Here is a 24471-nt window from a genome sequence, read left to right as displayed (position 1 = left end):
GATGCTGACGGACATCGGAGATCATCAGGTAGGGAGCCCGGTAGCAGACATGACAGAGCATCAGGTTCTTGACGTGCCGACCACGGACATTGTCCGGACGGCGATCATCCACGACGATCCTCTCCAGCGGGCCGGCATCCGGTCGCTTGTGGAGAGCTCACCTCTCATCGATGTCATCGGTGACTACGGATCCATGCGGGCCTTCGCCGGTGTCGGGGCCGTGCCGGACGTGGTGCTGATGGGGGCCAGGCAGCTCCAGGACCGGCCTTCAGTGATCACTCCGGCACCGGGCCGTACCGAGCGGGACCGTTCGCCGGCGGTCGTCGTGCTGCTGTGGCCCGACGACACCTCCACATTGCGCAGCGCCATACTGCAGACGGTCCAGGGTTACGTGGATCCGCGCACCAGCGACCGGGACATCCGGGACGCGGTGGTCGCGGCCTCGCGCGGCGGCACATACCTGTCGTCGTCGATCGCGGAGATCCTGGTCGGCTGGACCGCGAGCAAGATGACCTCGCAGACGCACAGCCCGGCCGATGCCGCCAAGGAGCTGACGATCCGCGAGTGCGAGGTGCTGACGGCACTCGGAGAGGGCATTACCAATGCGCAGATCGCACGCCGCCTGTACATCCAGGAGGCCACCGTGCGCAGCCACGTCTACCACATACTGAGCAAGCTCAATCTGCGGACGCGGACCGAAGCCGTGCTGCTGGGGCACAGCTTCGGTCTCGACTGGTGGTGACCGGTGCGGTTCCTCACCACCGGGCGGTGTCGCCGAAGAAGCCGGGCACGGTCAGCAGCCGGCCGGAGGAGGCCGCGGTGCGGTACACGTGATGGCCGACGGCCAGATCGAGTACGCCGAGGCCGAACGGTGAGAACACGGTGGGCCGCTGGGCGTCGAGAGGCACCTCGCCGCGCAGCACACCGGCGAGTGTCCCGGTGACGAAGTCGCGGCTGCCGGTGAGCTGTTCGGCCAGATGCGGTGAGGTGTTGGCCTTGAGGCAGTGGTCCAGGTCGTCGAGCACGTTGTTCGCGGTGAGCAGCAGCTGCGGGGCGAGGTCGCGCAGCGAGATGTTCAGCACCAACTGGCCGGGGCGCAGGGCGTGGGGTTCGTCGATGTACGGCGCGGGGGCGGTGGTGGCGAGGAGGACCAGGTCGCAGTCGAGGGCGTCGGCGAGGGTGCCGGTGGTCGCGTGGCTGCCGTGGGCGTCGGAGAGATGCGAGGCGAGGCGGCCGGCGGAGTGCTGGTCGAGGTCGTGGCAGCGCACCGTGGTCAGGTCGACCCCGGCCGAGGCCAGATAGCGGCAGACGGTTCGAGCGATGAGGCCGGCGCCGACCACACCGACCGAGCGCGGAGCGGCGGTGCCGAGCGTGATGGCGGCCAGCGCGGCGGACGCGGCGGTTCGCGCGGCGCTGATGGCGGCCGATTCCAAGAGGGCCAGCGGATAGCCGGTCTCGAAGTCGTTGAGGATCAGCACCGCGGAAGCGCGCTGCTGTCCGGACCGTACGTTCTGCGGGAAGCTGGAGATCCACTTGAGGCCGGCCAGGCCGACCTTGCCGCCGAGATAGGCGGGCAGCGCGATGATCCGGGCGTCCGGCTTCTGCGGGAAGCGCAGGAAGTGACTGTCCGGGTTGACGCTGTCGCCGTCGTGGTGGGTCAGATACGCCTCGCGGACCAGCTCGATGACGTGGCTGTCCTGGCCGTCGAGCAGTTCGGCGATGTGGGTGCCGGTGACGATCGCGAACTCAGGCATAGTTGATCAGTTGTTCCTTCCGGAAGGATGGCTCCGGCCGGCCGGCGGCGGGCTCGGCCCGCAGAACTTCGACGCCGTACCGTTCGGCCACCCAGTCGTCGTTGTAGATCGTGTCCAGATAGCGGTCGCCCAGGTCGGGAGAGAGGGCCAGGACGCGGCTTCCGACGGGGATCACCGGAGCGAGGCGGGCCACCGCGCCGAGGACGGTTCCGGTGGAGCCGCCGACGAGCAGCCCGTACCGCCGGGCGATGTGGCGGCAGGTGCGCACCGTGTCCGCCTCCGGGATCAGCACCTTCTCGAAACTGCCGTCGTCGCACAGCAGTTGCGAGCGCCGGCTGCTGCCGAGGCCGGGGATCAGACGCTTCTGCGGCGCGTGCCCGAACGTCACGGAGCCGACGGAATCGACGGCCACGATCCTTGTGGGCGCCTCGAGTTCGCGGAAGGCGCGTACGCAGCCCATCAAGGTGCCCGCGGTGCCCGCGCCGACGAACAGCCAGTCCGGGAAGCCGAAACCGGACACGATTTCCAGGGCCGTGCGCTGCTGATGCGTCGCCGGATTGGCCGGATGCGCGTACTGGTTGGTCCAGATCAGCGCGGGATCGGCGGCCAGACGGTGGCGTACGCAGTCGATCCGGGTCTGGAGGTAGCCGCCGTTGCTGTCGCGCTCGGTCACCACGATCACCTCGGCTCCGAGTGCTCTCATCGCGCGCACGCTGGCCAGGTTGGCGTTGGGGTCGGTGACAAGGGTGAGCGGATAGTCCTTTGCCGCGCACACCGACGCCAGAGCGATTCCGAGGTTGCCGGACGTCGACTCGATGAGCGCGCTGCCGGATCCGAGACGACCGCTGTGCTCCAGTGCCTCGATGAGCCCGAGGGCGGTCTTCAGCTTGATCGAGCCGGCCGGGTTGAGGCCCTCGATCTTGAGCGTGGTGCTGAACGTTTCGGTGAAACCCGGCAACGCGAGGAAGGCGTGCTGACTGAACACCTCGAAAGCGTGATCCGCTATCACTAGGTTCCCTTCGACCGCTGCGCTGCTGTGGGACAGGCATTGCTCTGGAAGGAGCATAGGAGCCGTAAATCCGCGTACACATCGGCAGACCGAGACCCGGGTGTGGTCTTTCCGTTGAGTGCTTCTCGTGTTTCGCGCTGATTGTTGGCCGGTCGACGGAACTCTCCTTGACCCGCGTGAAGTTGCCACGGATTCTTGACCGCGCAGAACCCAGATATTCTCGTGGTCTGAAAGGTGCTCTTATGCCTGTGCAGGAAATCAGTGACCTGGACATCGAGAGCCGTCGCGCATTAGCGGCGGCGGCCGGCGAATTCGCCGCCGAAGGCGCACTCGGCGACACGGTGCTCGCCGACGCCGGTGCCTGTCTGCCGGATGTCCTCGCCGCGCGTCTCAACTCGGCGGTGCGGCCGCCGGACCCCGGGGTCGGCTACCGCGTGGTCCGAGGGCTGTTCACCGAGTTCGGCGACCAGGGGCCCACTCCGCTGCACTGGAGGGAGACCGACCGGGAGCGCTGCGCACCCTTCGACATCGGCCTGGCGATGGTCGCCTCGCTGGTGGGCAGGGTGTTCGGCTGGGCCGATCAGCAGGACGGCCGGATCGTGCACAACATCCTGCCGAGCCCGGGCTGCGAGGAGATGCAGATAGGAGCCAGCAGCACCACACCGCTGGCCTGGCACACCGAGGACGCCTTCCATCCGGACCGTGCCGACCTGCTGTTGCTCGCCTGCGTACGCAACCCGGACGCCGTGGGCAGCCGGCTGTCCACGGTGGCCAGCGCGAAGCTCGGCGAGCGGGACATCGGCCGGCTGCTGGAGCCCCAGGTGGTGATCCTGCCGGACGACAGCTACGAGGACGACCACGCCGAACTGCGGGAGCGGATCGGCATGGCGACCCTGTGGCCGCGCCGCGGCAGCCTCGGACTGCGCTATGACCCTTCGTACACACAGCACTTGACGGAAGACGCCGCCTTCCGCGCCGCCTACCAGGAGCTGGGACGTGCCCTGGAGGACGGCAGCTTCATCGTGCCGCTGGCCCCGGGCGACCTGCTGATCATCGACAATGACGCGGCCGTGCACGGGCGCGTCGCCTTCCAGCCCCGCTATGACGGCACCGACCGCTGGCTCAAGCGCGTCCTGGTCCGCTCGCCGCAGGCCCGGCCCGAGCGGGAACAGCGCGAACACGGCTACCAGCAGCGTCAGGTGGACGCCTACCGGACGCAGCTGCCGCTGCCCATGTGAAGGACCATCCGCCACCACAGCCGAAAACGGTGTCCCCACCCCTGAAGGAGGGTGGGGACACCGTTTTCGGCTGTGGTGGATTTCAGTAGCCGCGCTGCGGGTCCACGACATTGCGCAACGGCCGCCCGGACCGGTACCGGGCGATATTGTCCAGGACCAGATCGAGGCAGCGGCGGTCCGTCTCCGCCGTGGTGTCGGCGCAGTGCGGAGTGATCAGCACCCCCGGCGTCGACCACAGTGCGGAGGACGCAGGCAAAGGCTCCGTGGCGAACACATCGAGGGCGGCACCGGCCAACTGCCCGGTGTGCACCGCGTGGAGGAGAGCCTCCTCGTCCACGATCGGCCCGCGGCCGACGTTGACGAGGAACGCGCCGTGCTGCAGCCGGGCCAGTTGCCGGCGGCCGATCAGGCCACGTGTGCCTTCGGTCAGCGGCGCCGCGACGACCAGCAGGTCCAGGCCCTCGCAGAAGGCGTCGAGCTGATCGGACCGATAGGTGGCGGACACCTCGGCGACGGCGCCTTCGCCCCGCCGCAGCCCGACGACCTCGGTGCCGAACGCGCTCAGCAGCCGCGCCGTGGCACGGCCCAGGTCGCCCAGACCCACGATCCCGGCACGCAGACCGCGCAGTTCGCGGGCGACCGGCGGCTGCCAACGGCTCGTGCGCTGGGCGTCGAACAGTTGAGGCAGCCGCTTGCAGTGCGCCAGGGTCAGTGCCAGTACGTGCTCGGCCACCGCATCGCCGTGCGTGCCGGCTCCGTTGGTGACCGTGAGCCCCTCGCGCCCGGCCAGCCGTGACAAGACCTCCGGCGGCAGGCCGGCCGCGGTGGTGTGCAGCCATGCGAGGGCTGGCTGCGCGTCCAGGAAACCGGCGAGCTCCCCGGGATCGCAGTCCCACACCAGCGCAGCCGAGAAGTCGCCGTCCGACGTGTCACCGAGGACTTCGGCGTCCGGCCAGGCGGCCGCGACGTGCTTCGCGGCCTCACTCGCCGGAGCGCCGAAGGTCCGCACCCGGACACGGTCGTTCGCGGTCATTCAGCGCGCCGCGGCTTCCGCGTGCCGGCGCACGCTGAGCGGCCGCATGTCGGTCCACACCTGCTCGATGTGCTCCAGGCACGCCTCCCGGGTGCCGGTGAGCCCGCCGAGATTCCAGCCGGCCGGCAGGGCACGGTCCGCCGCCCAGATCGAGTACTGCTCCTCGCCGTTGACCACCACGTGGAATTGCTGGATCTCCTGCGTCTCGGACATGTCGCTCTCCTTAATCAGTCGACGGCCGCTTCCGGCGGATTCCGCTTCCCATGACAGTGCATGGGAAATAGCGGTTCGGGTCGGTGGCACAGAGCCTATCGGCGCGGCAGCAGGCGTCGACCGTGACCGATGTACGCCGTCTCATCATTTCGTTGAGAGCACTCAACGGAACGTGAAGGAACCGATGATTCGAACTGTGAATTGACCGTGCACTGCGCCTTTTCCTACCGTCGGGGCAGAGGAAACTGCAGAGGAAACCTGCTGGGAACGCAATGCCTGCGGATCCGTGTGCCGATGCGCCGCCGAAGGAGCTGAGATGTTCACCATAGAACTGACCGATGACGACCGAAGCCGGATCGACGCCCTGCTCACCGGGATCCTCGGCAGCCACCAGCAGTTGGACGACCCGGCCTTTCTCGACCAACTCACGGTCTACGCCCAGGAGATGCCGCGCAACGTACGCCTCCAGGCCAACCACTACCGGCTTCACGAGCCCGCGGGCGGCTGCGTGTTCACCGGATTCCGCGTCGACGACGACGCCATCGGCGAGACCCCCGCGCACTGGGGCGCCGCGGACCTGGGCGGCGGCGCACGCACCGCACGCGAAGACCTGTTCCTGCTGCTGTGCGCAGCGCTGCTCGGCGATCCGGTGGCCTGGGCCACCCAGCAGGACGGCCGGCTGCTGCACGACGTGATCCCGATCAAGGGACACGAGACGGAACAGATCAACTCCTCCACCGAAGCGCCCTTGTGGTGGCACACCGAGGACGCCTTCCACCCCTACCGGGCGCACTACGTCGGCCTGATGTGCCTGCGCAACCCGGACGGCGTGGAGACCACCTACGCCGCCTTCGACGACCTGGAACTGGACGAGGACATCGTCCACACGCTCACCCAGCCGCGCTATGTGATCAGGCCCGACGAGTCGCACCTGGCCAAGAACCGCGGCGAGTCCAACAGCATCGACGCCCCCGCGGAGCTGCTGGAGCGCAGCTTCGCCTGGGTCGAGGAGATGAGCACCTCGCCGCAGAAGACGCCGGTGCTCTTCGGCGACCCGAACGCCCCGTACGGCCGGCTCGATCCGTACTTCATGGACCGTGTGGACGACGACCCGCTCGCTATGTCGGCCTTCGACGCGTTCGTCAAGGAGATCGACGACAAGCTCACCGGAGTGGTCCTGCAGCCGGGCGACGCGCTGTTCATCGACAACTACAAGTCCGTGCACGGCAGGAAGCCCTTCGCGGCACGCTTCGACGGCCGCGACCGCTGGCTGCGCCGGGTCAATGTGACCCGCGACCTGCGCCAGTCCCGCGCCGCCCGGGTCAGCGCCGCTTCCCGGGTCATTTTCTGACGGCCTCGTCCCGTCGCCCGAACGTTCCAGAACAGTCCTCGAAGCGATTGCGAGCTGACGACGTATGAAGAAGTACCGGCTGATGGTTCCGGGGCCGACGCCGACGCCTCCGCAGGTCACGGCCGCCGCCGTGCTTCCTGTCGAGGACGAGCGCACCGCCGCGTACGCGCAGGTGTTCACCCGGGTCACCGAGAACCTCAAGCGCGCCCTGTTCACCCGCAACGACCTGCTGCTGTTCACCTCCAGCATGACCGGTGCCTTCGAAGGCGCGATGCAGAACCTCTTCTCGCCGGGCGACGGTGTCCTGGTCGTCAACAACGGTGCATTCGCAGCGCGTTGGGTCGACATGGCCACCCGGTTCGGGCTGCGCGTGACCGAGGTGCACCATGACTGGGGCAGCCCGCTGGACCTCGACCGGATCGCGGCCGCCGCCCGCACCCCGGGCCTGGTCGCCGCGATCGCGGTGCACTGCGAGACCTCCACCGGCATGGTCAACGACATCGAGGGCTTCGCGGGCGCCACCGGCCCACTGGTCACCGTCGTCGACTCCGCATCCGGCGTCGGCGCCTGCGCACTGCGGACCGACGACTGGGGCGTGGACGTCGTCGTCGGCGGCTGCCAGAAGGCGTTGATGACACCGCCGGGCCTGTCCTTCGCGAGCGTCAGCCCGCGCGCATGGGAGCTGCACGCACGGGCCGCACTGCCGCGCTACTACTTCGACTGGGACGAGGCGCGCGACGCCCTGCACGCCGATGTGCCGCGCACCCCGTGGACCCCTGCCATCAGCCTCATCAGCCAGCTCGACATCGCGTTGCAGCAGATGCACGAGGAGGGCATGGAGGCGGTGTTCGACCGGCACATCCTGCTCGGCAGGGTGGCCCGCGCCGGAGTACGCGGACTGGGCCTGAGCCTGTTCTCCCCGGACGAGGACCGCCACGCCTCGGTCACCGCGGCCGAACTGCCGGCCGGCATCGACGGCGGCGCACTGGTCGACCACATCCTGGACCGGTACGGAATCCAGCTCACCGGAGCACAGGGCCGGCTGGCCGGGCGCGTCCTGCGGATCGGCCACTGCGGATACATCGACGTCTTCGACGTCCTGACCGCGCTGGCCGCCGTCGAAATGGGCCTCGCCGACCTCGGACACTCCGTCGAACCCGGCAGTGCCACATCCGCCGCACTGCGCGCCGTCGCCGCGGCCAACTCCCGTACTGCCGACGCGCGCACGCTGATCAGCGCACCGCGCGCGACCGCGACGGAGGCGTCATGACGACGCCGGCCAAGGCCGACAAGCCGGTCCTGGAACTCGTCAGGAGCGCACGCTACTGGCGCTGGGTGCTGGCCACCATGCTGCTGCGACTGCCGCCGATCATGGCGCCGATGGCGTTCGTCGTGATGAGCATGGAGCACAGCGGCGGTCCTGCCCTGGGCGGCCTGCTGGTCGGTGCGGCGGTCCTGCCGGGAGTCGTCGCGGGCCCGCTGTGCGGCCGCCTCCTGGACCGTATCGGCACCGAGAAGTGGACCCCGCGCGTGCTGGTGCTCGGCGCCGGCGCGCGCCTGCTGCTGCCCGTCGCCTTCGTCCAGGACGCACCGGAGTGGGCACTGCTGGGATGCGTCCTGATCGGCACGGTGATCACGTCCGGGGTCAGCGGAGCGACCAGGACGCTGCTGAACAAGACCGTGCCCAAGCACCTGATCGGGCCGGCACTGTCGCTGGACTCCATCGCCGTGGAGTTCGTCGTCATCACCGCACCGTTCACGGTGGCACTGTGCGCGCTCGCCGACCCGATCTACGCGCTGGTCGCGATGGGCGTGGCCACCCTCGGCGGCGCCGTCCTCCTCCACCCCCGCACGATGGGCCCCGCACCGGTCGACACCACCACCCACGAGGACGGCCCCACCGGCGGACCTTCGCCCGCCGGAGTCGAGGAACCGGCCGTGGGCCACAGCGCGGTGAGCGCCTCCGCCGGCCTGTGGCGCAACGGCAAGTTCGTGTTCTGGGTGCTGGTCACGCTGGCTTTCGGGCACCTGCTGGGAACCGCCGAAGTCGGCGTCCTGCCCCGCGTGGCGCTGGACGGCGGCGACACCACCGACGCCGCGATCCTCACCGGCCTGCTGGGCGCGGCGAGTGCCGTCGCCGGCTTCGCCTACGCCTGGTACAGCAACCGCATCCGGACGAGCTTCGTCCGCCAGGCCGTCATCCTGATGATCCTCATGATCGCCAGCAGTCTGGCCATCGCACTCGTCGACGGCTACATCGGCCTGGCCATCGCCTTCGTCGCGCTCGGTGTGTGGACCGCACCGCTGAACACCGTGATGAACGAGGCGCCCGGCCACATCGTGCCGGAAAGCCGCATGACCGAGGCGTTCAGCACGCTCGTCGCGGCGCAGAGCATCGGATTCGCCATGGCCGGAGGCCTGCTGGCCATCGTGTCGGTCGAGCACATGCTGCTGATCGGCTCGGTGACGGCGGTACTCACCCTGGCCCTGGCCCCCACCCTGCTGACCGAGCGGACCCAGGCGCGCACCACACCGGTGGAGCCGGCGAAGGAGTACTCGCGATGAAACTCACGCCCGAGAAGCAGCGGCTGCTGCAGAACCTGCGCGCGGCGCGGCAAGGTGGCGGCGCGACAGTTCCGCCGCAGCACCGGCCCGACGAGCTGCGGCCGCGCACCTCCTCAGGTCCCGTGCCGCTGTCTCCGGCGCAGCAGGGGCTGTGGCTCGTCGACCAGTTGCTGACCGGCGCGGACCGGGCGACGTACAACATGGGCTGGGCGCTGAGACTGTGCGGCACGCTCGACGCCGGAGCCCTGCGCAAGGCGCTGTCGGAGATCGTGCGACGCCACGAGGTGCTGCGCACCCGCTTCGCCGCCGCCGACCCGCTGCCGGTGCAGATCGTCGAGGAGCCGGGCCCTGTCGTCCTGACCGTCCGCGACATCGCTGCGGAGCAGGTACGCGACGCGGCTGCCGCCCACGTCGCCGCACCGTTCGACCTGGCCGCCGGGCCGCTGCTGCGACCGCTCCTGCTGCGCGTCGACGACGACCACATCCTTGTGCTCAGCTGCCATCACACCGTCGGCGACGGCACCTCGATCGGTGTATTCCACGACGAACTCACCGCCCTGTACACCGCCTACGCCGCCGGCCGGCCGTCCCCGCTGCCGGAGGTACGGATCCAGTACGCCGACTACGCGCTGTGGCAGCGGGCGCGGCTGGACTCCGGCGCGCACGAAGGCGACCTGGCGTACTGGCGTGATCGGCTCGCCGGTTCGCCGGCGCTCCTGGAGCTGCCGACGGACCGGCCGCGGCCCGCCGTCGCCTCGCACACCGGAGGACAGTGCCGCTTCACCCTGGACCCGGTGACCACGCGGCGGCTGCGCGAGCTGGCCCGCGCCGAGCGCAGCACGCCGTTCATGGTGCTCATGGCCGCCTACCAGGTACTCCTGGCCCGCTGGTCCGGCCAGGGGGACGTCAGCGTCGGCACACCGGTCTCCGGCCGCGGGCACAGCGAACTGGACGGCCTGATCGGCTACTTCGTCAACACGGTCGTGCTCCGGGGCCGTACAACACCCGAGATGTCCTTCCGCGAGGTGCTGGCGGACACCAGGAAGGCGACGCTGGAGGCATTCGCCCACCAGGACGTGCCCTTCGAGCAGTTGGTGGAAGCCCTCGCACCGCAGCGGACCCTCAGCCACCACCCGCTCTTCCAGACCATGCTGGTCTTCCAGAGCGACAGCGCGGCGGAGCCAGTACGGCTGCCCGGTGTGGAGAGCGAGGACTACCCCGTCGCGACCTTCGACGCGAAGTTCGATCTGGTGCTGGACCTCCTGGAGCGTCCCGACACCCTGGAAGGAACCCTCGGCTACCGCGGCGACCTCTTCGACCCGCAGACCATCGAGCGGCTGGCCGCCCGGTACGTGCAGCTGCTGGCGGCCGTGGCGGCGGACCCGGATGCCCGCACCGGTGAATTGGACCTGCTGCTGCCCGGCGAGGCGCAGCGGCTGCTGGCCCAGGGCCGCGGTGCGCCGACGGACGGCGCGGCCACCACGCTGCACGCGCTCTTCGAGGAGCAGGCCCGCAGCACACCCCACGCACCGGCCCTGTCCTGCGACGGAGTGAACCTGACCTACGCCGAACTGGACGAGAGGGCCACGCGCCTGGCCGACGGGCTGCGCGCGCGGGGCATCGGCCCCGAGCATCTGGTGGCCGTGGCGCTCGAACGCTCGGCGGACACCGTGGTCGCCCTGCTCGCGGTGCTGAAGGCGGGTGGAGCGTATCTGCCGGTGGACCTCGCGCATCCGCCGGAGCGCATCGCCGCGGTGCTGGAAGACGCGCAGCCCACGCTCGTACTGACTTCGGTGGACCTGCGGGCCCAGGCGGCGACCGATCAGGGCCGGCCGTCCGGCGCGGCCGCGCCGCTGACAGCGGCGGGACCGCACAATCCCGCGTATGTCATCCACACCTCCGGATCCACCGGCCGGCCCAAGGGCGTGGTGGTCGAACACGCCAGTGCGGTGAACCTGGTGCGGTGGGCGGTGGCCGAACTGGGAGCCGAGCGGCTGGCCCGGACGGTGTGCACCACCTCCTTCACCTTCGACGTCTCGGTGTTCGAGCTGTTCGCGCCGCTTGCCTGCGGCGGCCGGGTCGAGATACTGCGCGATGCGCTGGCGCTGGCCGAGCGCGAACCGCACGCGGCGCGCGCCACGTTGGTCAGCGCGGTGCCCTCGGCGCTCACCGCGGTGCTCGAGCAGGGCCGGCTGCCGCAGGGCACCGGCACGGTCGTCCTGGCGGGCGAGGCACTGCCGGGCCCACTCGTCGACGCCGCGCTCGCTGCCGCGCCGGGCGCCCGCGTCGTGAACGCCTACGGGCCCACCGAGGCCACCGTGTACGCCACCGCGTGGTCCACCGACCAGGCGTCGCGGACCGCCCCGTGGACCGGCCCGCCGCCGATCGGACGCCCGCTGCCGGGCACCACCGCGCAAGTCCTGGACCCGTACCTGCGACCCGTGCCCGCCGGAGCGGCCGGCGAGTTGTACCTGGGCGGAGCCGGTGTGGCGCGCGGATACCTCCACCAGCCGGCACTGACCGCGGACCGGTTCCGGCCCGACCCCTACGGCGAGCCCGGCGCCCGGATGTACCGCACCGGCGACCTGGTACGGCGTACGGACGACGGCGAACTGCAGTACCTGGGCCGCACCGACCACCAGGTGAAGGTGCGCGGCTTCCGCATCGAGCCGGGCGAGATCGAGGCGGCGCTGTGCGCGCACGAACAGGTGGCGCAGGCCGTCGTCGTGGCCCGGGAGGACATACCGGGGGACAAGCGGCTGGTGGCGTACGTCGTCGCCCCGGCCGCCACACCGGCGCCGCCCGCCGCCGCACTGCGCGGCCATCTGGGCCGCATACTTCCGGCGCACATGGTGCCCGGCTCGATCGTCGAGCTGGAGCGGCTGCCGCTCACAGCCAACGGCAAACTGGACCGCGCCGCGCTCCCGGCGCCCGACCTCGCGGACGCGGCCACGCGCGCCCCGTACGAGCCGCCGCGGCCGGGCACCGAACAGCTCATCGCCACGATCTGGTCGGAGCTGCTGCGGGTGGAGCGGATCGGGCGGCACGACAACTTTTTCGACCTCGGCGGCCATTCCCTGCACGCCGCGACGGCAATTGCCCGCCTGCGCACCCGCACCGGCACGGAACTACCGCTGCCCGCCGTGTTCGCCGCGCCGACCGTGGCCGAGCTGGCGGCCGACGCCGACGCGCGCCGCACCGCGCCCGCCCGGGAAACCATCCGCAGCCTGGACCGCAGCCGCTACCGGATCACGCCCGCCTCCCGCAGCTAGCGACACCGACTTCGAGCAGATTGGAAACGCCATGTCCACGTCCGCTCAGGACGACGCCGGGCCCGTGACGGACACACCGCCGGCCGCCGTTGAGGACGTCCTGGTCTTCCCGGCGTCGTTCGCCCAGGCACGGCTCTGGTTCCTGGACCAGCTCGCTCCCGGCAGCACCGTCTACAACGTGCCCCTGGCGATCGCTCTCACCGGTCCGCTGGACGTACGTCTGCTCACCGACAGCCTCACCGAAGTGGTGCGCCGGCACGAGGCGCTGCGCACCACCTTCGCCGACGGCGACGACGGCCCGCTGCAGATCGTCCGCCCGCCCGTGCCGGCCACGATCGAGGTACGGGACACGACCGCCGACGCCCTTGAACGGGCGGTGACCCAGGAGACATCCAGGCCGTTCGACCTGACGGCCGGCCCTCTGCTGCGCACGCTGCTGCTGCGTGTCTCGCCCACCGAGCACACGCTCGTGGTGACCTTCCACCACACCGTGTGCGACGGCTGGTCGATCGGTGTGTTCTGCCAGGAGCTCAGCTCGCTCTACCAGGCGTACGCGCTCGGCTTTCCCTCGCCGCTGCAGGACCCGGAGATCCAGTACGCCGACTACGCGGTCTGGCAGCGCGAGCGTCTGGGCCCCGACGCGCTCACGGACCGCCTGGACTACTGGCGCGAGCGCCTGAGCGGTGCTCCGGCCCTGCTCAACCTGCCCACCGACCGGCAGCGTCCCGCCGTCGCCTCCTACCGCGGCGCCGAGGTACCGGTCACCGTCCCGGTGGACCTCACCACGCCATTGCACCAGCTGGCGCGCCAGGAGCGCTGCACACCGTTCATGCTGCTCCTCGCCGCCTACCAGGTGCTCCTGGCCCGGTACTCAGGGCAGTGGGACATCAGCGTCGGCACACCGGTGGCCGGACGCGACCACTCCGAACTGGAGCCGCTGATCGGCTACTTCGCCACCACTGTGGTGCTGCGCGGACAGTTGCACGGCGACCTGACCTTCCGTGAACTGCTCGCGCACACCCGTGAGACGACGCTGGCGGACTTCGAGCACCAGGAGGTGCCCTTCGAACAGCTGGTGGACGCGTTGCGGCCGGGCCGCGACATCGGCCACAACCCGCTTTTCCAGGCCGCGTTCGTGCTGCAGAACACCGACACGGACGAAGTGCGCCTGCCCGGTGTGCACAGCCGCATCGGTGAACCGGCCGCCGACACCGCCAAGTTCGATCTGACCCTGACCCTTCAGGCGGACCCTGACGGCCGGTTCACCGGCACTCTTGAATACGCGACGGACCTCTTCGACACCGCGAGCGCGGCCGGACTTGCCGACAGCTTCCACCGCCTGCTGGAGCACGCCGTCACCGCACCGGACACGCCGCTGGACCGGATCCCGCTGACCGCCGCCGACCGGGCCGCCGAACCGGTCGCACCCGCCCCGCAGAGTCTCACCGGCACACCGCCCGGCACCGGGGCAGCCGACAGCATGACGCTGACGGCCTTGTTCGAAGAGCGGGCGGCCCGCACACCGCACGCCTGCGCCGTCACCACCGACGGCTCCCAGCTGTCGTACGCAGAGCTCAACGGCCGCGCCAACCGGCTGGCACGCCGCCTCATCGCGGCCGGTGCAGGGCCCGACCAGCTGGTGGCGCTCGCCATGCCGCGCTCCGCCGAACTGATCGTCGCGCTGCTCGCAGTCCTCAAGTCCGGCGCGGCCTACCTGCCGGTCGACCCGTCCATGCCGGCCGACCGCGCCCGCCACATCCTGGCCGACGCACGACCGGCCTGCGTCCTGACCAGCGAGGAGACCGTCACCGATCTGCTCAACGGGGCCGCGCACACCGTGCTGATGCTCGACGACGGCCCGGCCTCGGACAGCACGGACGTGACCGACGTGACCGACGTCGAGCGCATTGCGCCACTGAGCGCCGGACACCTGGCGTACGTCATCTACACCTCAGGCTCCACCGGACGGCCCAAGGGCGTGGAGATCTCGCACCGGCAGGTTGTCCGGCTGCTCACCACCACCGAGGCCGAGTTCACCTTCGGGCCCGACGACGTATGGAGCCTGTTCCACTCCTTCGCCTTCGACTTCTCGGTGTGGGAGATCTGGGGCGCGCTCGCCCACGGCGGCACCCTCGCCGTGGTGCCGGCCGAGACCGCGCGCTCGCCGCGCGAGTTCCTCGACTTTCTGCAAAGGCACCGGGTCACCGTCCTCAACCAGACACCGTCCGCGTTCCGGGAGTTGACCGCCGCCGCCATCAACTCACCACACCTGGACCAACTTCCGCTGCGCACCGTCGTCTTCGGCGGCGAGGCCCTGGCCGTCGACGACCTCGCACCGTGGTTCGACCGGCTCGGCGACCGCTGCCCCGACATGGTCAACATGTACGGCATCACCGAGACCACCGTGCACGTCACGCACCGCCGCGTACAGCCGAACGACCTGACCTCAGCGGTCCGCAGTCCCATCGGCCACGCCCTGGGCGATCTGCGCCTGCACCTCCTCGACGCGCACGGCACGCCGGTGCCGCGCGGCGTGCCCGGAGAGCTGTACATCGGTGGGCCCGGCCTCGCCCGCGGCTACCGCGACCGGCCCGCCCTGACGGCGGAGCGCTTCGTGCCCGACCCGTTCGGCGCGCAGGGCGAGCGCCTCTACCGCTCCGGCGACCTGTGCCGGTGGCGTACGGACGGCGAACTGGAGTACCTGGGACGCACCGACCAGCAGGTGAAGGTGCGCGGCTTCCGCATCGAACCGGGCGAGATCGAGGCGGCACTCCTGGAGCACCCGCAGGTCTCCCAGGCCGCCGTCCTGGCACGCGCGGACCACGCCGAGGACCAGCAACTCGTCGCCTACCTGGTCCCGGAGAGCGCGGAAATGTCCCCGGACGCCGTCGCGCTGCGCACCCACCTCCAGACGACCCTGCCCTCCTACATGGTGCCCAGCGCCTATGTCGTCCTGCCCGCGCTGCCGCTCACCGTCAACGGCAAACTCGACCGCGCGGCCCTGCCGGCGCCGCACACCGCGCCGCGCGCCACGGCAGCCGCCTACGAACCGCCGCGCGCCGGCAGCGAGGAGCTGCTCGCCGAGATCTGGCGGGACGTCCTGCGCGTGGAACGCGTCGGCGCCCACGACAACTTCTTCGACCTCGGCGGTCACTCGTTCTCCGCCCTGCGGCTGAACAACCGGCTGGAGAGCGCCTACGACTGCACGGTGCCGACAGCCGTCATCTTCCAGACGCCGACCCTGCGCGGCCTTGCACAGTGGCTCGACGAGCGGGTCGCCTCCACCACGGTCTCGCCCTTGGTGTCGCTGCACTCCTCCGGCACCCGGCCACCGCTGTTCCTCGTCCACCCGGTCGGCGGCCACGTGTTCTGCTACACCGGCCTGGCCAAGGCGCTGGGCACCGAGCAGCCGGTGCACGCACTGGTGGCCCGCGGCATGCGCGAGGACGAACAGCCCGCCGAACGGATCGAGGACATGGCCGCCGACTACCTGGCCGCCCTCGAAGACGCCGGGCACGCCGGGCCCTTCACGCTCGGCGGCTGGTCGATGGGCGGTGTGATCGCCTTCGAGATGGCCCGCCAGCTCGAGCGGCGCACCGGCCGCACCGTCCCCGTCGTACTGATCGACAGTTACGCGCCTCAGGAGTACGCGCCCGCCGCCGACGAGGCCGACCCGGACGGGCAAGCCCGACTGGTGGCCGACTTCGCCGACGACTGGGGCCGCTGCACCGGCACTGAGCTCGGCGTCCGTTTCGACGACCTGGCCGCCATGCCCGCCGGACAGCACCACGCCCACCTGCTCGCCCACGCACAACGCGCCGGAGTGCTGGAGCCGCAGGACAGCGCCGACTTCGTCGCCCGCCTGCTCGACCTGTTCCGCGTCAACCGGACTGCTCTGGACCGCTACCTGCCCGCCACCCGCCACCACGGCCCACTGCTGCTGCTGTCCGCGGACGACACCGGCAGCGAACCGGCCGAACCCTCACGCGGCTGGCAGCACTGGACCACTGCGGAACTCAGCATCCGGCAGATGCCGGGAGACCACTACAGCCTGCTGCGCGAACCGAACCTCTCACGACTCGCGGCGCAGCTGCGGTCCCACACCCCGTCAGGAGCCTGAGATGAAACTGCGCCGAGCACCGCTCGAGGACTGGATGCGCGACTTCTACTTCGACACCTCCATCGACCTCGGCAGTAGCGGTGTGCAGTGCTGGACGCTGGCCGAACTGCGAGGCCTGCTGGACATCAGCCACGAAGACCTCGACGCGATCGCCTTCGACGACAGCCCCTCCTACGGCGGACCGGGCCTGCGCACCGCGCTGGCCGACCGCTTCGGCGACGGCGACCCGGACCGCGTCATGTCCACGCACGGCTCCACCGAAGGCATCTTCCTGGTCATGAACGCCCTGCTCGGACCGGGCGACGAGATCGTGGTCATCGACCCGGGCTACCACTCCCTGTGGTCGGTCGCCGAATCCATCGGCTGCAGCATCAAACGCTGGCGGCTGCGCCCCGAGGACGGCTTCACCCCGGACCTGGACGCCCTGCGCCCCTTGATCACACCGCGCACCCGCATGGTCGTCGTCAATCTGCCCAACAACCCGACCGGTGCCACGCTGCGCCCCGAGCAGTTCGACGAGTTCCTGGACATCGTCACCGCCAGTGGCGCCTACCTCGTCTGGGACGGCGCGTTCACCGAACTGACGCACGGCACACCGCAACTGCCCGAGCCGGCCCTGCGCTACGAGCGCTGCCTCTCGCTCGGCACCATGTCCAAGGCGTACGGACTGCCCGGCACCCGGGTCGGCTGGTGCCTCGGCGCTCCGGACCTCCTGGCCCGACTGCTGCCTCTGCGTGACGTGCTCACCATCTGCCTGTCGCCGTTCACCGAGTACATCGCCGAACGGGCCGTCACCCATGCCGACCGGCTCCTGAGCATCCGCGGCGCCCAGACCGCACGCAATCTGCGCCGCCTCACCGACTGGGCCGACGACCATGCCGACCTGGTGTCCTGGACGCCGCCCGGCGGCGGCTGCACCGCCTTCCCCACCTTCCACGGCATCAGCGACACCGAACAACTCTGCCGCGACCTGGGCCGCGACTACGACGTACTGCTCGTGCCGGGCAGCGGCTTCGGCCACCCGGACCGCGTACGGCTCGGCTTCGGCGGTGTGGAGGCCGAGTTCACCGAAGGCCTCGACCGGCTGCGAAGGGCGCTGGAGACCCGTACCGCACCGGCACGCCGGACCGGGACCCGGCCGATCGAAGGAGCCCTGGCCCGATGAGCTACGCACCAGTGACCGACCAGCCGCACAGCGACCGGGTCCGCCCCACTTCCATCAGCCAGCACGGACTGTGGTTCCTCGACCAGGTCACGCCCAACGACCCGCTCTACACACTCGCCTGGCGCATCGAGCTCACCGGACCACTCGACCACGGCGCGCTGCACAGGGCGGTGAACGCGGTCGTCGCGCGTCACGACGCGCTGCGCACCCGCTTCGGCCTCGACGACCAGGGCCGTCCCGTGCAGTTCATCACCCCGTACCTCGCCATCGACCTGCCGGTGACCGACCTACGGGCGCTCTCGGACGCCGAGCGGTCCCAGGCCGCCGACGAGGCATGTGCCGCCGAGGCCGCCATCGGCTTCGACCTGACAACCGGCCCATTGATCCGCACTCGGCTGCTCAGGACCGACGATGACCGGCACGTGCTGATGCTCCTTGTCCACCACATCGTGTTCGACGGGGTCTCGATGGACATCGTGGTGGGCGAACTCGGCGACTCCTACGGTGCGATCCGTGCCGGTGCGCCATGGCAGCCGCAACCCACGGCGCAGTACCCGGACTTCGCCGCATGGCAGCACGACCACCTCGAGGGGCCGCACCTGGAAAAGCTCCTCAACCACTGGCGCGACCACCTGGCCGGCGCTCCCGAACTGCTCACCCTGCCCACCGACCGGCCACGGCCCGCCGTCCAGTCCTACGCCGGAGGCGAATACCGCACCTGGCTCTCCGCCGACCTCAGCCGCCGTCTCCGCGCACTGGCCCGCTCGGAGCGGGCCACGCTCTACATGGTGCTGCTCGCCGCCTACCAGGTGCTGCTGGCCCGCTGGTCCGGCCAGCCCGACGTCAGCGTCGGCAGCACCGTCGCGGGCCGGCCCCGCCGCGAACTGGCCTCCGCCGTCGGCTACTTCGTCAACACCGTCGTCCTGCGCGGTCAGCTGGAGGACAATCCCTCCTTCCGTGACCACCTGCGCACCGTACGCACCGCGAGCCTTCAGGCCTACGACCACCAGGCGCTGCCCTTCGACCGGCTCGTCCAGGAACTGCGCCCGCAGCGCTCTTTGAGCCACAACCCGCTCTTCCAGGTGACCTTCGACGCCTTCGTGGGCGGCCAGGCCGAACAGCGGACGGACTTCGGCGGACTCGACGTGAGCGCCATGGACTTCATCGAAGCCGGCCGCTCCAAGTTCGACCTGTCCCTCACCGCCGTCGACGACGGCCACAGCATCGAACTCACCGTCGAGTACGCGACCGACCTCTTCGACGCGACCACCATCGAGCGCATGACCGGCCACTACGCGCTGCTGCTCGAATCCGTGGCCGCCGCCCCGGAAACGCCCGTCAACAGCCTCGGTTTCCTCTCCGACGCCGAACGCCACGCGACGTTGCACCAGTGGAACACCACGGACGGGCCCGTCCCCGACGCGACCCTCGCCGACCTGTTCACCGCCCAAGTGGCCGGCACACCCGACGCCGTCGCGGTCAGCGACGACACCACCACCCTCACCTACGCGCAACTGGCCGCACGCGCCGCACAGGTCGCGCATGTGCTGAAGGCACGCGGAGCGGGACCGGAGAGCTCCGTCGGCGTCTTCCTCGAACGGTCCGTGGACCTCGTCGTGGCTCTGTACGGCACGCTGCTGTCCGGCGCCGCCTTCGTGCCCCTGGACCCCGGCTACCCGCCGGACCGCTTGGCCTACGTCATCGACGACGCACGGATCACCACAGTCCTCACCCAGCACGAGCTGCGCCCGCGCCTCCCGGACCACCTCGACACGCTGGACCTCGACACCGACCGGGACACCCTCGACCGTCAGCCGACCACCGCACCGGCGCCACACCTCACACCGCGCCACCTCGCGTACATCGTCTACACCTCCGGCTCGACCGGCCGCCCGAAGGGAGCGATGAACGACCACACCAACATCGTCAACCAGCTCACCTGGGTGCAGAACCAGTACCCCATCGGCCCCGGCGACGTACTCCTGCAAAAGACCCCCATCGGCTTCGACGACTCACTGCGCGAACTCTTCTGGCCGCTGGTCACCGGCGCACGGCTGGTGATGGCCGCACCCGGCGGCCACCGCGACCCCGCCTACCTCGCCGACGTCATCGCGGCCGAGAACGTCACCGTCCTGCACGTCGTGCCCTCACTGCTCCAGGCATTCGTGGACGCACCCGCCGACGCGGCCCGCTGCCACTCGCTGCGGACCGTCATCTGCAGCGGCGAAGCGCTCCTGCCCGAACTCCAGCGCCGATTCTTCGCCGCCTTCGACGCCAGACTCCTGAACCTTTACGGCCCGTGCGAGGCCGCCATCGACGTCACGCACTGGGAGTGCCCCCGCGATGCCGCCGGCCAAGTCCCCATCGGCAGCCCCGTGCTCAACACAAGGGCGTACGTCCTGGACAGCGACGGCCGACCGGCCCCCATCGGCGTACCGGGCGAACTCCACATCGGCGGACGGCAGATCGGCCGCGGCTACCACGGCCGCCCGGCGCTCACCGCGGAACGCTTCATCCCCGACCCGTACGCGGACGAGCCAGGCGCCCGCCTCTACCGGACCGGCGACGTGTGCCGCTGGCGGCCGGACGGCCGCCTGGAATACCTCGGACGCACCGACCACCAGGTCAAGATCCGCGGCATCCGGGTCGAACTCGACGAGATCGACGCGGCGCTCAGCGCACTGCCCCAGGTGCGCGAAGCGGTGGTGCTCTGCCGCGAGGACACGCCGGGGGACAAGCGCCTGGTCGCCTACGTCGCACCGGCGGCAGGCCACACACCGCAACCGGCGGACCTGCGTACCGACCTCAACCGCATCCTGCCCGCCTACATGGTGCCCGGCGACTACGTACTCCTGGACGCACTGCCGCTCAACAGCAACGGCAAACTGGACCGCCACGCACTGCCCGCGCCCACCAACGACCGTGCCGAGACAACCCAGTTCGAACCACCGCGCAACGACATCGAAGCTGTTGTGGCGCTGGTGTGGGCGGACGTCCTGCGCGTGGACCGCGTCGGCGCCCACGACGACTTCTTCGACCTGGGCGGCCACTCGCTGCTCGCCACCAAAGCGGTGATGTTCCTGCGTGATCACCTCGGCGTCGACCTGCGGGTGAACGCCCTGTTCCAGGCGACGACGCCGGCCGAGCTGGCGGCCGCGACCACCGCGCTGGCAGCCGACCCGGCTGCCTTGCAGGAGACCGCGGAAGCCGTACGGATGGTTCTGGAACTGTCCGACGAGGACGCCGCCGCCCAGCTCCAACTCTTGGGCACCTAGACCCGGGGAGGGCCACATGTACCGAACCGCCGACAGGCCGCGCATCCCCACCACAGTCCGCCGGCACACCTCGGCACCACTGCGTCTGGTGGCCGACCTGCTGCCACCCGCTCCTGCCCCCCTGCCCCGACTGCGAATCCCGACGGGTGGCAGACCACGGGTCTGGCTGGTGGACGTCACCGCCCACGCCGCAGGCGCCGAAGCCGTCGCCGCCGGGACACTGGGCGCCGACGAACGCAACAGGGCCGCCGCCTTCATGCACCGCGAGGACCGCGAAGCCTATCTGACCAGCCATGTCGCCCTGCGGCGTCTGCTGGCCGCTTACACAGACGCACGCCCGCAGGACATCGACCTGGTCCGTGAACCGTGCCCGCTGTGCGCACGCCCGCACGGCAGACCGGCGCTCAGCGGGGAAGCGGGACCGCACTTCTCGCTGTCCCACACGCGCGGCGCCGGCCTGATCGCCGTCTCGGCGACACCGGTCGGTGTGGACGGCGAGGCACTGTCAGAGATCCACGTCTCGGACGAGCTGAGCCGCCTGCTCCACCCGCGAGAGCAGGAGGAGCTGGCCGCAGCACAACCAGCCGACCGCACCGCTGCCTTCGCACGGGCCTGGACGCGCAAGGAGGCGTACCTCAAAGGACTGGGCACCGGCCTGGGCCGCTCATCGACTCTGGACTACGTCGGTGCGGGACCGGTGGCCTGCGACGTGGGACCCGACTGGCGCGTACAGGACCTGTCCCTGCCGCCGGGCCTCGCCGGAGCGGTTGCCTGGCACACCGCGAGCGGGTGAAGCCAAAGGGCCGTAGACCTGGTTTCCGCCAAGAAAGCCCCGCGTTCCCGGTTCTCCCCGGTAACGCGGGGCTGCGTGGCCGCTACTCCAGCCATGTCCCGTCGCGCATGATGACTCTGCCGCGCAGTTCTGGTTCGCCTCGCCACGCGCGCACGGTCTTTGGCGCCACGCGCACATAGAGGAAGGACCCATTCTCCGTGCGCGGGTCCCACCCGAACTTGTCGGTGAATGCGTCCGCTGCGTCGCCAGGCACGTCCTGGTCGGTGAAGCACTCCGCCTCGCCCTGCAGAAGCACCACGTCGAAGGTGTCCGGCAGGGACAGGCGCACCCGCGGTTCCTTGCGAACGTTCCGCGCGGTCACGGAAGTTGCGCTGGTGCACATCCACACTGCCCGACCGTCCCATGAAAACCACAGCGGCACCTGGTGCGGTCCGTGATCAGGGTGAGCTGTTGATACCCATACATCCCGCTCCGTGGCGAGCCGTTCCAGAGAGTCGCGCTTGCGTTCCGCTACCTGGCGACGAACGAGTTCCGTGTTCTGCATGAGTGCCGACCCTAGCCAGCAGGCTCGAGGCGTACATGGGGCGTCGGTCCTACTCCCAACGACCGAGACGCCCTTCAGCCTTCGCTTCGAGGCGGCCAACCGAGGCGCTCAGTATGGCCAACCGGAGGGTTCTGACCGCTCTTCGGTGAACGGGGTCGTCAGATTTCGACGGTGGGGTACGTCTCGATGTAGCTGTCGCCGTCGGCGCCGTAGTAGGTGCAGGTCCGTGCGGTGAGGTCGACGTCGTACCAGACGATGCCGGCGTTCCAGCAGCCCTGGACGAACTCGGGGAAGGTGGTCTGGCCCGCCTGGTCGGCGCGCAGCGCCGTGATGAGTGCCTGGCGGTCGAACGGCATGACGTCGAGCATGCCGGTGGCCGGCGGTTCGCCCTGGACGGCGACGGGTCCCGCGTCGGTGAGGTAGAGCATGGCGTTCGAGGGCACGGCCATCCGGCAGCGGGTGACGCCGCCCTGGCGCAGGGCCTCGGCGAGGTAGGGGAAGCCGCCGACCTCGGGCCTGACGGTGGCCGCGCGCTCCAGGGCGGCCTGCAGGTTGGTGATCGCGGTATTCGGCCGACGGACAGACCTCACCTGGGTGAACCGCTCCCGAGGGAGCCTCGCCCGGCAACTACACGACGGTGATGGGGCGCGTCGCATGGTTACGTGTGGCTGTGCTGCGTGATACACACGTGCGGGTCAATCTCCATGTCCGCCAACAGGGAGTTGTTCCATGACCGCATCACGACGTGAAGTCCTGGCTCGTACGGGCGCGTTGAGTGCCGGGATCGCTTTCACCGGCGCTTTTTCCGAGCTCTTCGCGGGTACCGCGGCCGCTCGCGGCCACAGCGGGTACGGCCCGCTCGTTTCCGACCCGGCCGGGCTGCTCGATCTGCCAAAAGGTTTCCGCTACACGGTCCTCTCGCGGGAGGGCGACCCGCTTCGCTCCGGCGAGGGAAAGGTCCCCAGCAACCACGACGGCATGGGGGCATTCGCCGGCCGCCGCGGCCGGGTCCACCTCGTCCGCAACCACGAGAACCGTGTCACCGCCAAGATTGGGGTCCCGACGGTCGAGGGCCTCACCTACGACCCGATGGCCAAAGGCGGCTGTACGGCGCTCGAGCTGGACGGCCGCAACAGAGTGCTCTCCGAGCGCGTGGCCATCGCCGGCACGGCCGTCAACTGCGCCGGTGGGCCCACTCCGTGGGGTACCTGGCTCACCTGCGAGGAGACCGAGGACAAAGCCGGCACCAACGGCTACACCAAGGACCACGGCTTCATCTTCGAGGTCGACGGCGCCGACCCACGCCGTACCGGAGCTGTGCCGCTCACGGCGATGGGCCGCTTCCAGCACGAGGCGATCGCCGTCGATCCGAAGAGTGGGATCGTGTACGAGACGGAGGACGCTTTCGACCGGCCCTTCGGGCTGTTCTACCGCTTCCTGCCCGCCAAGCCGCTGGGCGGCACCGGTTCGCTGCGCGCGGGCGGGGTGCTGGAGGCGATGCGGGTGCCGGGCGTGCCCGACCTGTCCGCGATCCAGGAGACCGGCGCGAGCTTCGACTCGGTCGCGTGGGTGCCGGTACCGGACAGCCAGGCGAAGCAGACACCCATCCGGCTGCAGGACTTCGGCCCGAAGGGCATCACTCACGCGCAGAAACTTGAGGGCTGCTACTGGGGCGGGAACTCGGTGTACTTCGTCTCCAGCTTCGCCCAGAGCTCGCTGGGCTCGGCGGCGGACCACTTCGGGCAGGTGTGGAAGTACGAGCCGCAACGGCGCCGTCTGACGCTGGTGATCGTGTTCGGTCCGAGCACGGACATCCAGCTGCCCGGTGAGTCGCCGGACAACATCTGCCTCGCTCCCGGCGGCGGCCTGATGGTGTGTGAGGACGGGAACGGCGCACAGCATGTGTACGGGCTGACGAAGCGCGGCGAGCTCTACCCGATGGCGCGCGGTGCGCAGAACATCGGCACTGAGCAGGCGCCGGAGTGGGGCGAGTTCGCGGGCGTCGCCTTCTCGCCCGACGGGGAGACCATGTACGTCAACTGCTATACGCCCGGCACGACCTTCGCGGTCACTGGGCCGTGGTGCTGAGGCGTTGACCCTGCCGGGGCGGGTGCGGCGCACCACGTGCGTGACGCATCC

17 protein-coding genes are annotated in these 24471 nt (G+C 70.2%); 11 read left to right on the top strand and 6 right to left on the bottom strand.

Annotation, left to right across the window (positions count from 1 at the left end; all coding sequences use genetic code 11):
* Positions 1 to 49: 49 nt before the first annotated feature.
* Positions 50 to 742 carry a LuxR C-terminal-related transcriptional regulator gene (locus tag ACH4YL_RS36815; RefSeq protein WP_398511887.1) on the top strand — a complete coding sequence of 231 codons (693 nt, stop codon included), beginning with the start codon at positions 50 to 52 and terminating at the stop codon, positions 740 to 742.
* A gap of 13 nt (positions 743 to 755) precedes the next feature.
* Here ACH4YL_RS36815 and sbnB read toward each other — a convergent pair whose 3' ends face one another.
* Both sbnB and sbnA read right to left on the bottom strand, forming a co-directional pair.
* Positions 756 to 1754, bottom strand: a complete 999-nt coding sequence (gene sbnB / locus ACH4YL_RS36810) for a 2,3-diaminopropionate biosynthesis protein SbnB (protein WP_398511886.1) — start codon at positions 1752 to 1754, stop codon at positions 756 to 758.
* Positions 1747 to 2739, bottom strand: a complete 993-nt coding sequence (sbnA, locus tag ACH4YL_RS36805) for a 2,3-diaminopropionate biosynthesis protein SbnA (RefSeq protein ID WP_398511885.1) — start codon at positions 2737 to 2739, stop codon at positions 1747 to 1749. Before sbnA ends, sbnB begins: the two co-directional genes overlap by 8 nt.
* Positions 2740 to 3005: 266 nt before the next feature.
* On the opposite strand from sbnA, the gene ACH4YL_RS36800 reads away from it, so the two are divergent.
* Positions 3006 to 4001, top strand: a complete 996-nt coding sequence (locus ACH4YL_RS36800) for a TauD/TfdA family dioxygenase (protein WP_398511884.1) — start codon at positions 3006 to 3008, stop codon at positions 3999 to 4001.
* Between the two features lie 82 nt (positions 4002 to 4083).
* Here the strand turns inward: ACH4YL_RS36800 and ACH4YL_RS36795 are convergent, their stop codons facing one another.
* Together ACH4YL_RS36795 and ACH4YL_RS36790 are read right to left on the bottom strand one after the other, a co-directional pair.
* Positions 4084 to 5034, bottom strand: a complete 951-nt coding sequence (locus ACH4YL_RS36795; RefSeq protein ID WP_398511883.1) for a D-2-hydroxyacid dehydrogenase — start codon at positions 5032 to 5034, stop codon at positions 4084 to 4086.
* Positions 5035 to 5247, bottom strand: a complete 213-nt coding sequence (locus ACH4YL_RS36790) for an MbtH family protein (RefSeq protein ID WP_398511882.1) — start codon at positions 5245 to 5247, stop codon at positions 5035 to 5037.
* Positions 5248 to 5563: 316 nt separating this feature from the next.
* Between ACH4YL_RS36790 and gntD the strand changes: the two genes are divergently transcribed.
* From gntD to ACH4YL_RS36750, 8 genes are all read left to right on the top strand, one after another.
* Positions 5564 to 6598, top strand: coding sequence for a guanitoxin biosynthesis L-enduracididine beta-hydroxylase GntD (gene gntD / locus ACH4YL_RS36785; protein ID WP_398511881.1), 1035 nt, complete (start codon positions 5564 to 5566; stop codon positions 6596 to 6598).
* A 64-nt stretch (positions 6599 to 6662) separates the two neighbouring features.
* Positions 6663 to 7868, top strand: a complete 1206-nt coding sequence (locus ACH4YL_RS36780) for a pyridoxal-phosphate-dependent aminotransferase family protein (protein ID WP_398511880.1) — start codon at positions 6663 to 6665, stop codon at positions 7866 to 7868.
* Entirely contained in the window at positions 7865 to 9163 is a 1299-nt protein-coding gene (locus tag ACH4YL_RS36775) for an MFS transporter (RefSeq protein ID WP_398511879.1), read from the top strand. Before ACH4YL_RS36780 ends, ACH4YL_RS36775 begins: the two co-directional genes overlap by 4 nt.
* Positions 9160 to 12435, top strand: coding sequence for an amino acid adenylation domain-containing protein (locus ACH4YL_RS36770; RefSeq protein ID WP_398511878.1), 3276 nt, complete (start codon positions 9160 to 9162; stop codon positions 12433 to 12435). Before ACH4YL_RS36775 ends, ACH4YL_RS36770 begins: the two co-directional genes overlap by 4 nt.
* A gap of 31 nt (positions 12436 to 12466) precedes the next feature.
* Positions 12467 to 16555 (top strand): amino acid adenylation domain-containing protein, encoded by a 4089-nt coding sequence (locus ACH4YL_RS36765; RefSeq protein WP_398511877.1) that lies wholly within the window; start codon positions 12467 to 12469, stop codon positions 16553 to 16555.
* A gap of 1 nt (position 16556) precedes the next feature.
* Positions 16557 to 17720: a capreomycidine synthase gene (gene vioD / locus ACH4YL_RS36760; protein WP_398511876.1), complete on the top strand. Its 1164-nt coding sequence runs from the start codon at positions 16557 to 16559 to the stop codon at positions 17718 to 17720.
* Positions 17717 to 20995, top strand: coding sequence for an amino acid adenylation domain-containing protein (locus tag ACH4YL_RS36755; RefSeq protein WP_398511875.1), 3279 nt, complete (start codon positions 17717 to 17719; stop codon positions 20993 to 20995). Before vioD ends, ACH4YL_RS36755 begins: the two co-directional genes overlap by 4 nt.
* Positions 20996 to 21011: 16 nt before the next feature.
* On the top strand, positions 21012 to 21788 hold the full coding sequence (locus tag ACH4YL_RS36750; protein ID WP_398511874.1) for a 4'-phosphopantetheinyl transferase family protein: 777 nt from the start codon (positions 21012 to 21014) through the stop codon (positions 21786 to 21788).
* Positions 21789 to 21870: 82 nt separating this feature from the next.
* On the opposite strand, the gene ACH4YL_RS36745 is transcribed toward ACH4YL_RS36750, so the two are convergent.
* Complete coding sequence (locus tag ACH4YL_RS36745) at positions 21871 to 22332, bottom strand: pyridoxamine 5'-phosphate oxidase family protein (protein WP_398511873.1); 462 nt, start codon at positions 22330 to 22332, stop codon at positions 21871 to 21873.
* Between the two features lie 158 nt (positions 22333 to 22490).
* A complete protein-coding gene (locus ACH4YL_RS36740; RefSeq protein WP_398511872.1) occupies positions 22491 to 22922 on the bottom strand; it encodes a DUF1398 domain-containing protein in 432 nt (143 codons plus the stop codon).
* A gap of 139 nt (positions 22923 to 23061) precedes the next feature.
* On the opposite strand from ACH4YL_RS36740, the gene ACH4YL_RS36735 reads away from it, so the two are divergent.
* Positions 23062 to 24420, top strand: coding sequence for an alkaline phosphatase PhoX (locus ACH4YL_RS36735; RefSeq protein WP_398511871.1), 1359 nt, complete (start codon positions 23062 to 23064; stop codon positions 24418 to 24420).
* The last annotated feature ends 51 nt before the right edge of the window (positions 24421 to 24471 follow it).

It is taken from the genome of Streptomyces sp. NPDC020681, assembly GCF_044334895.1.
In the GTDB taxonomy this organism is placed as follows: Bacteria; Actinomycetota; Actinomycetes; order Streptomycetales; family Streptomycetaceae; genus Streptomyces.
Note: the sequence above shows the minus strand (reverse complement) of the source record. Positions and strands in the feature narration are given on the sequence as shown.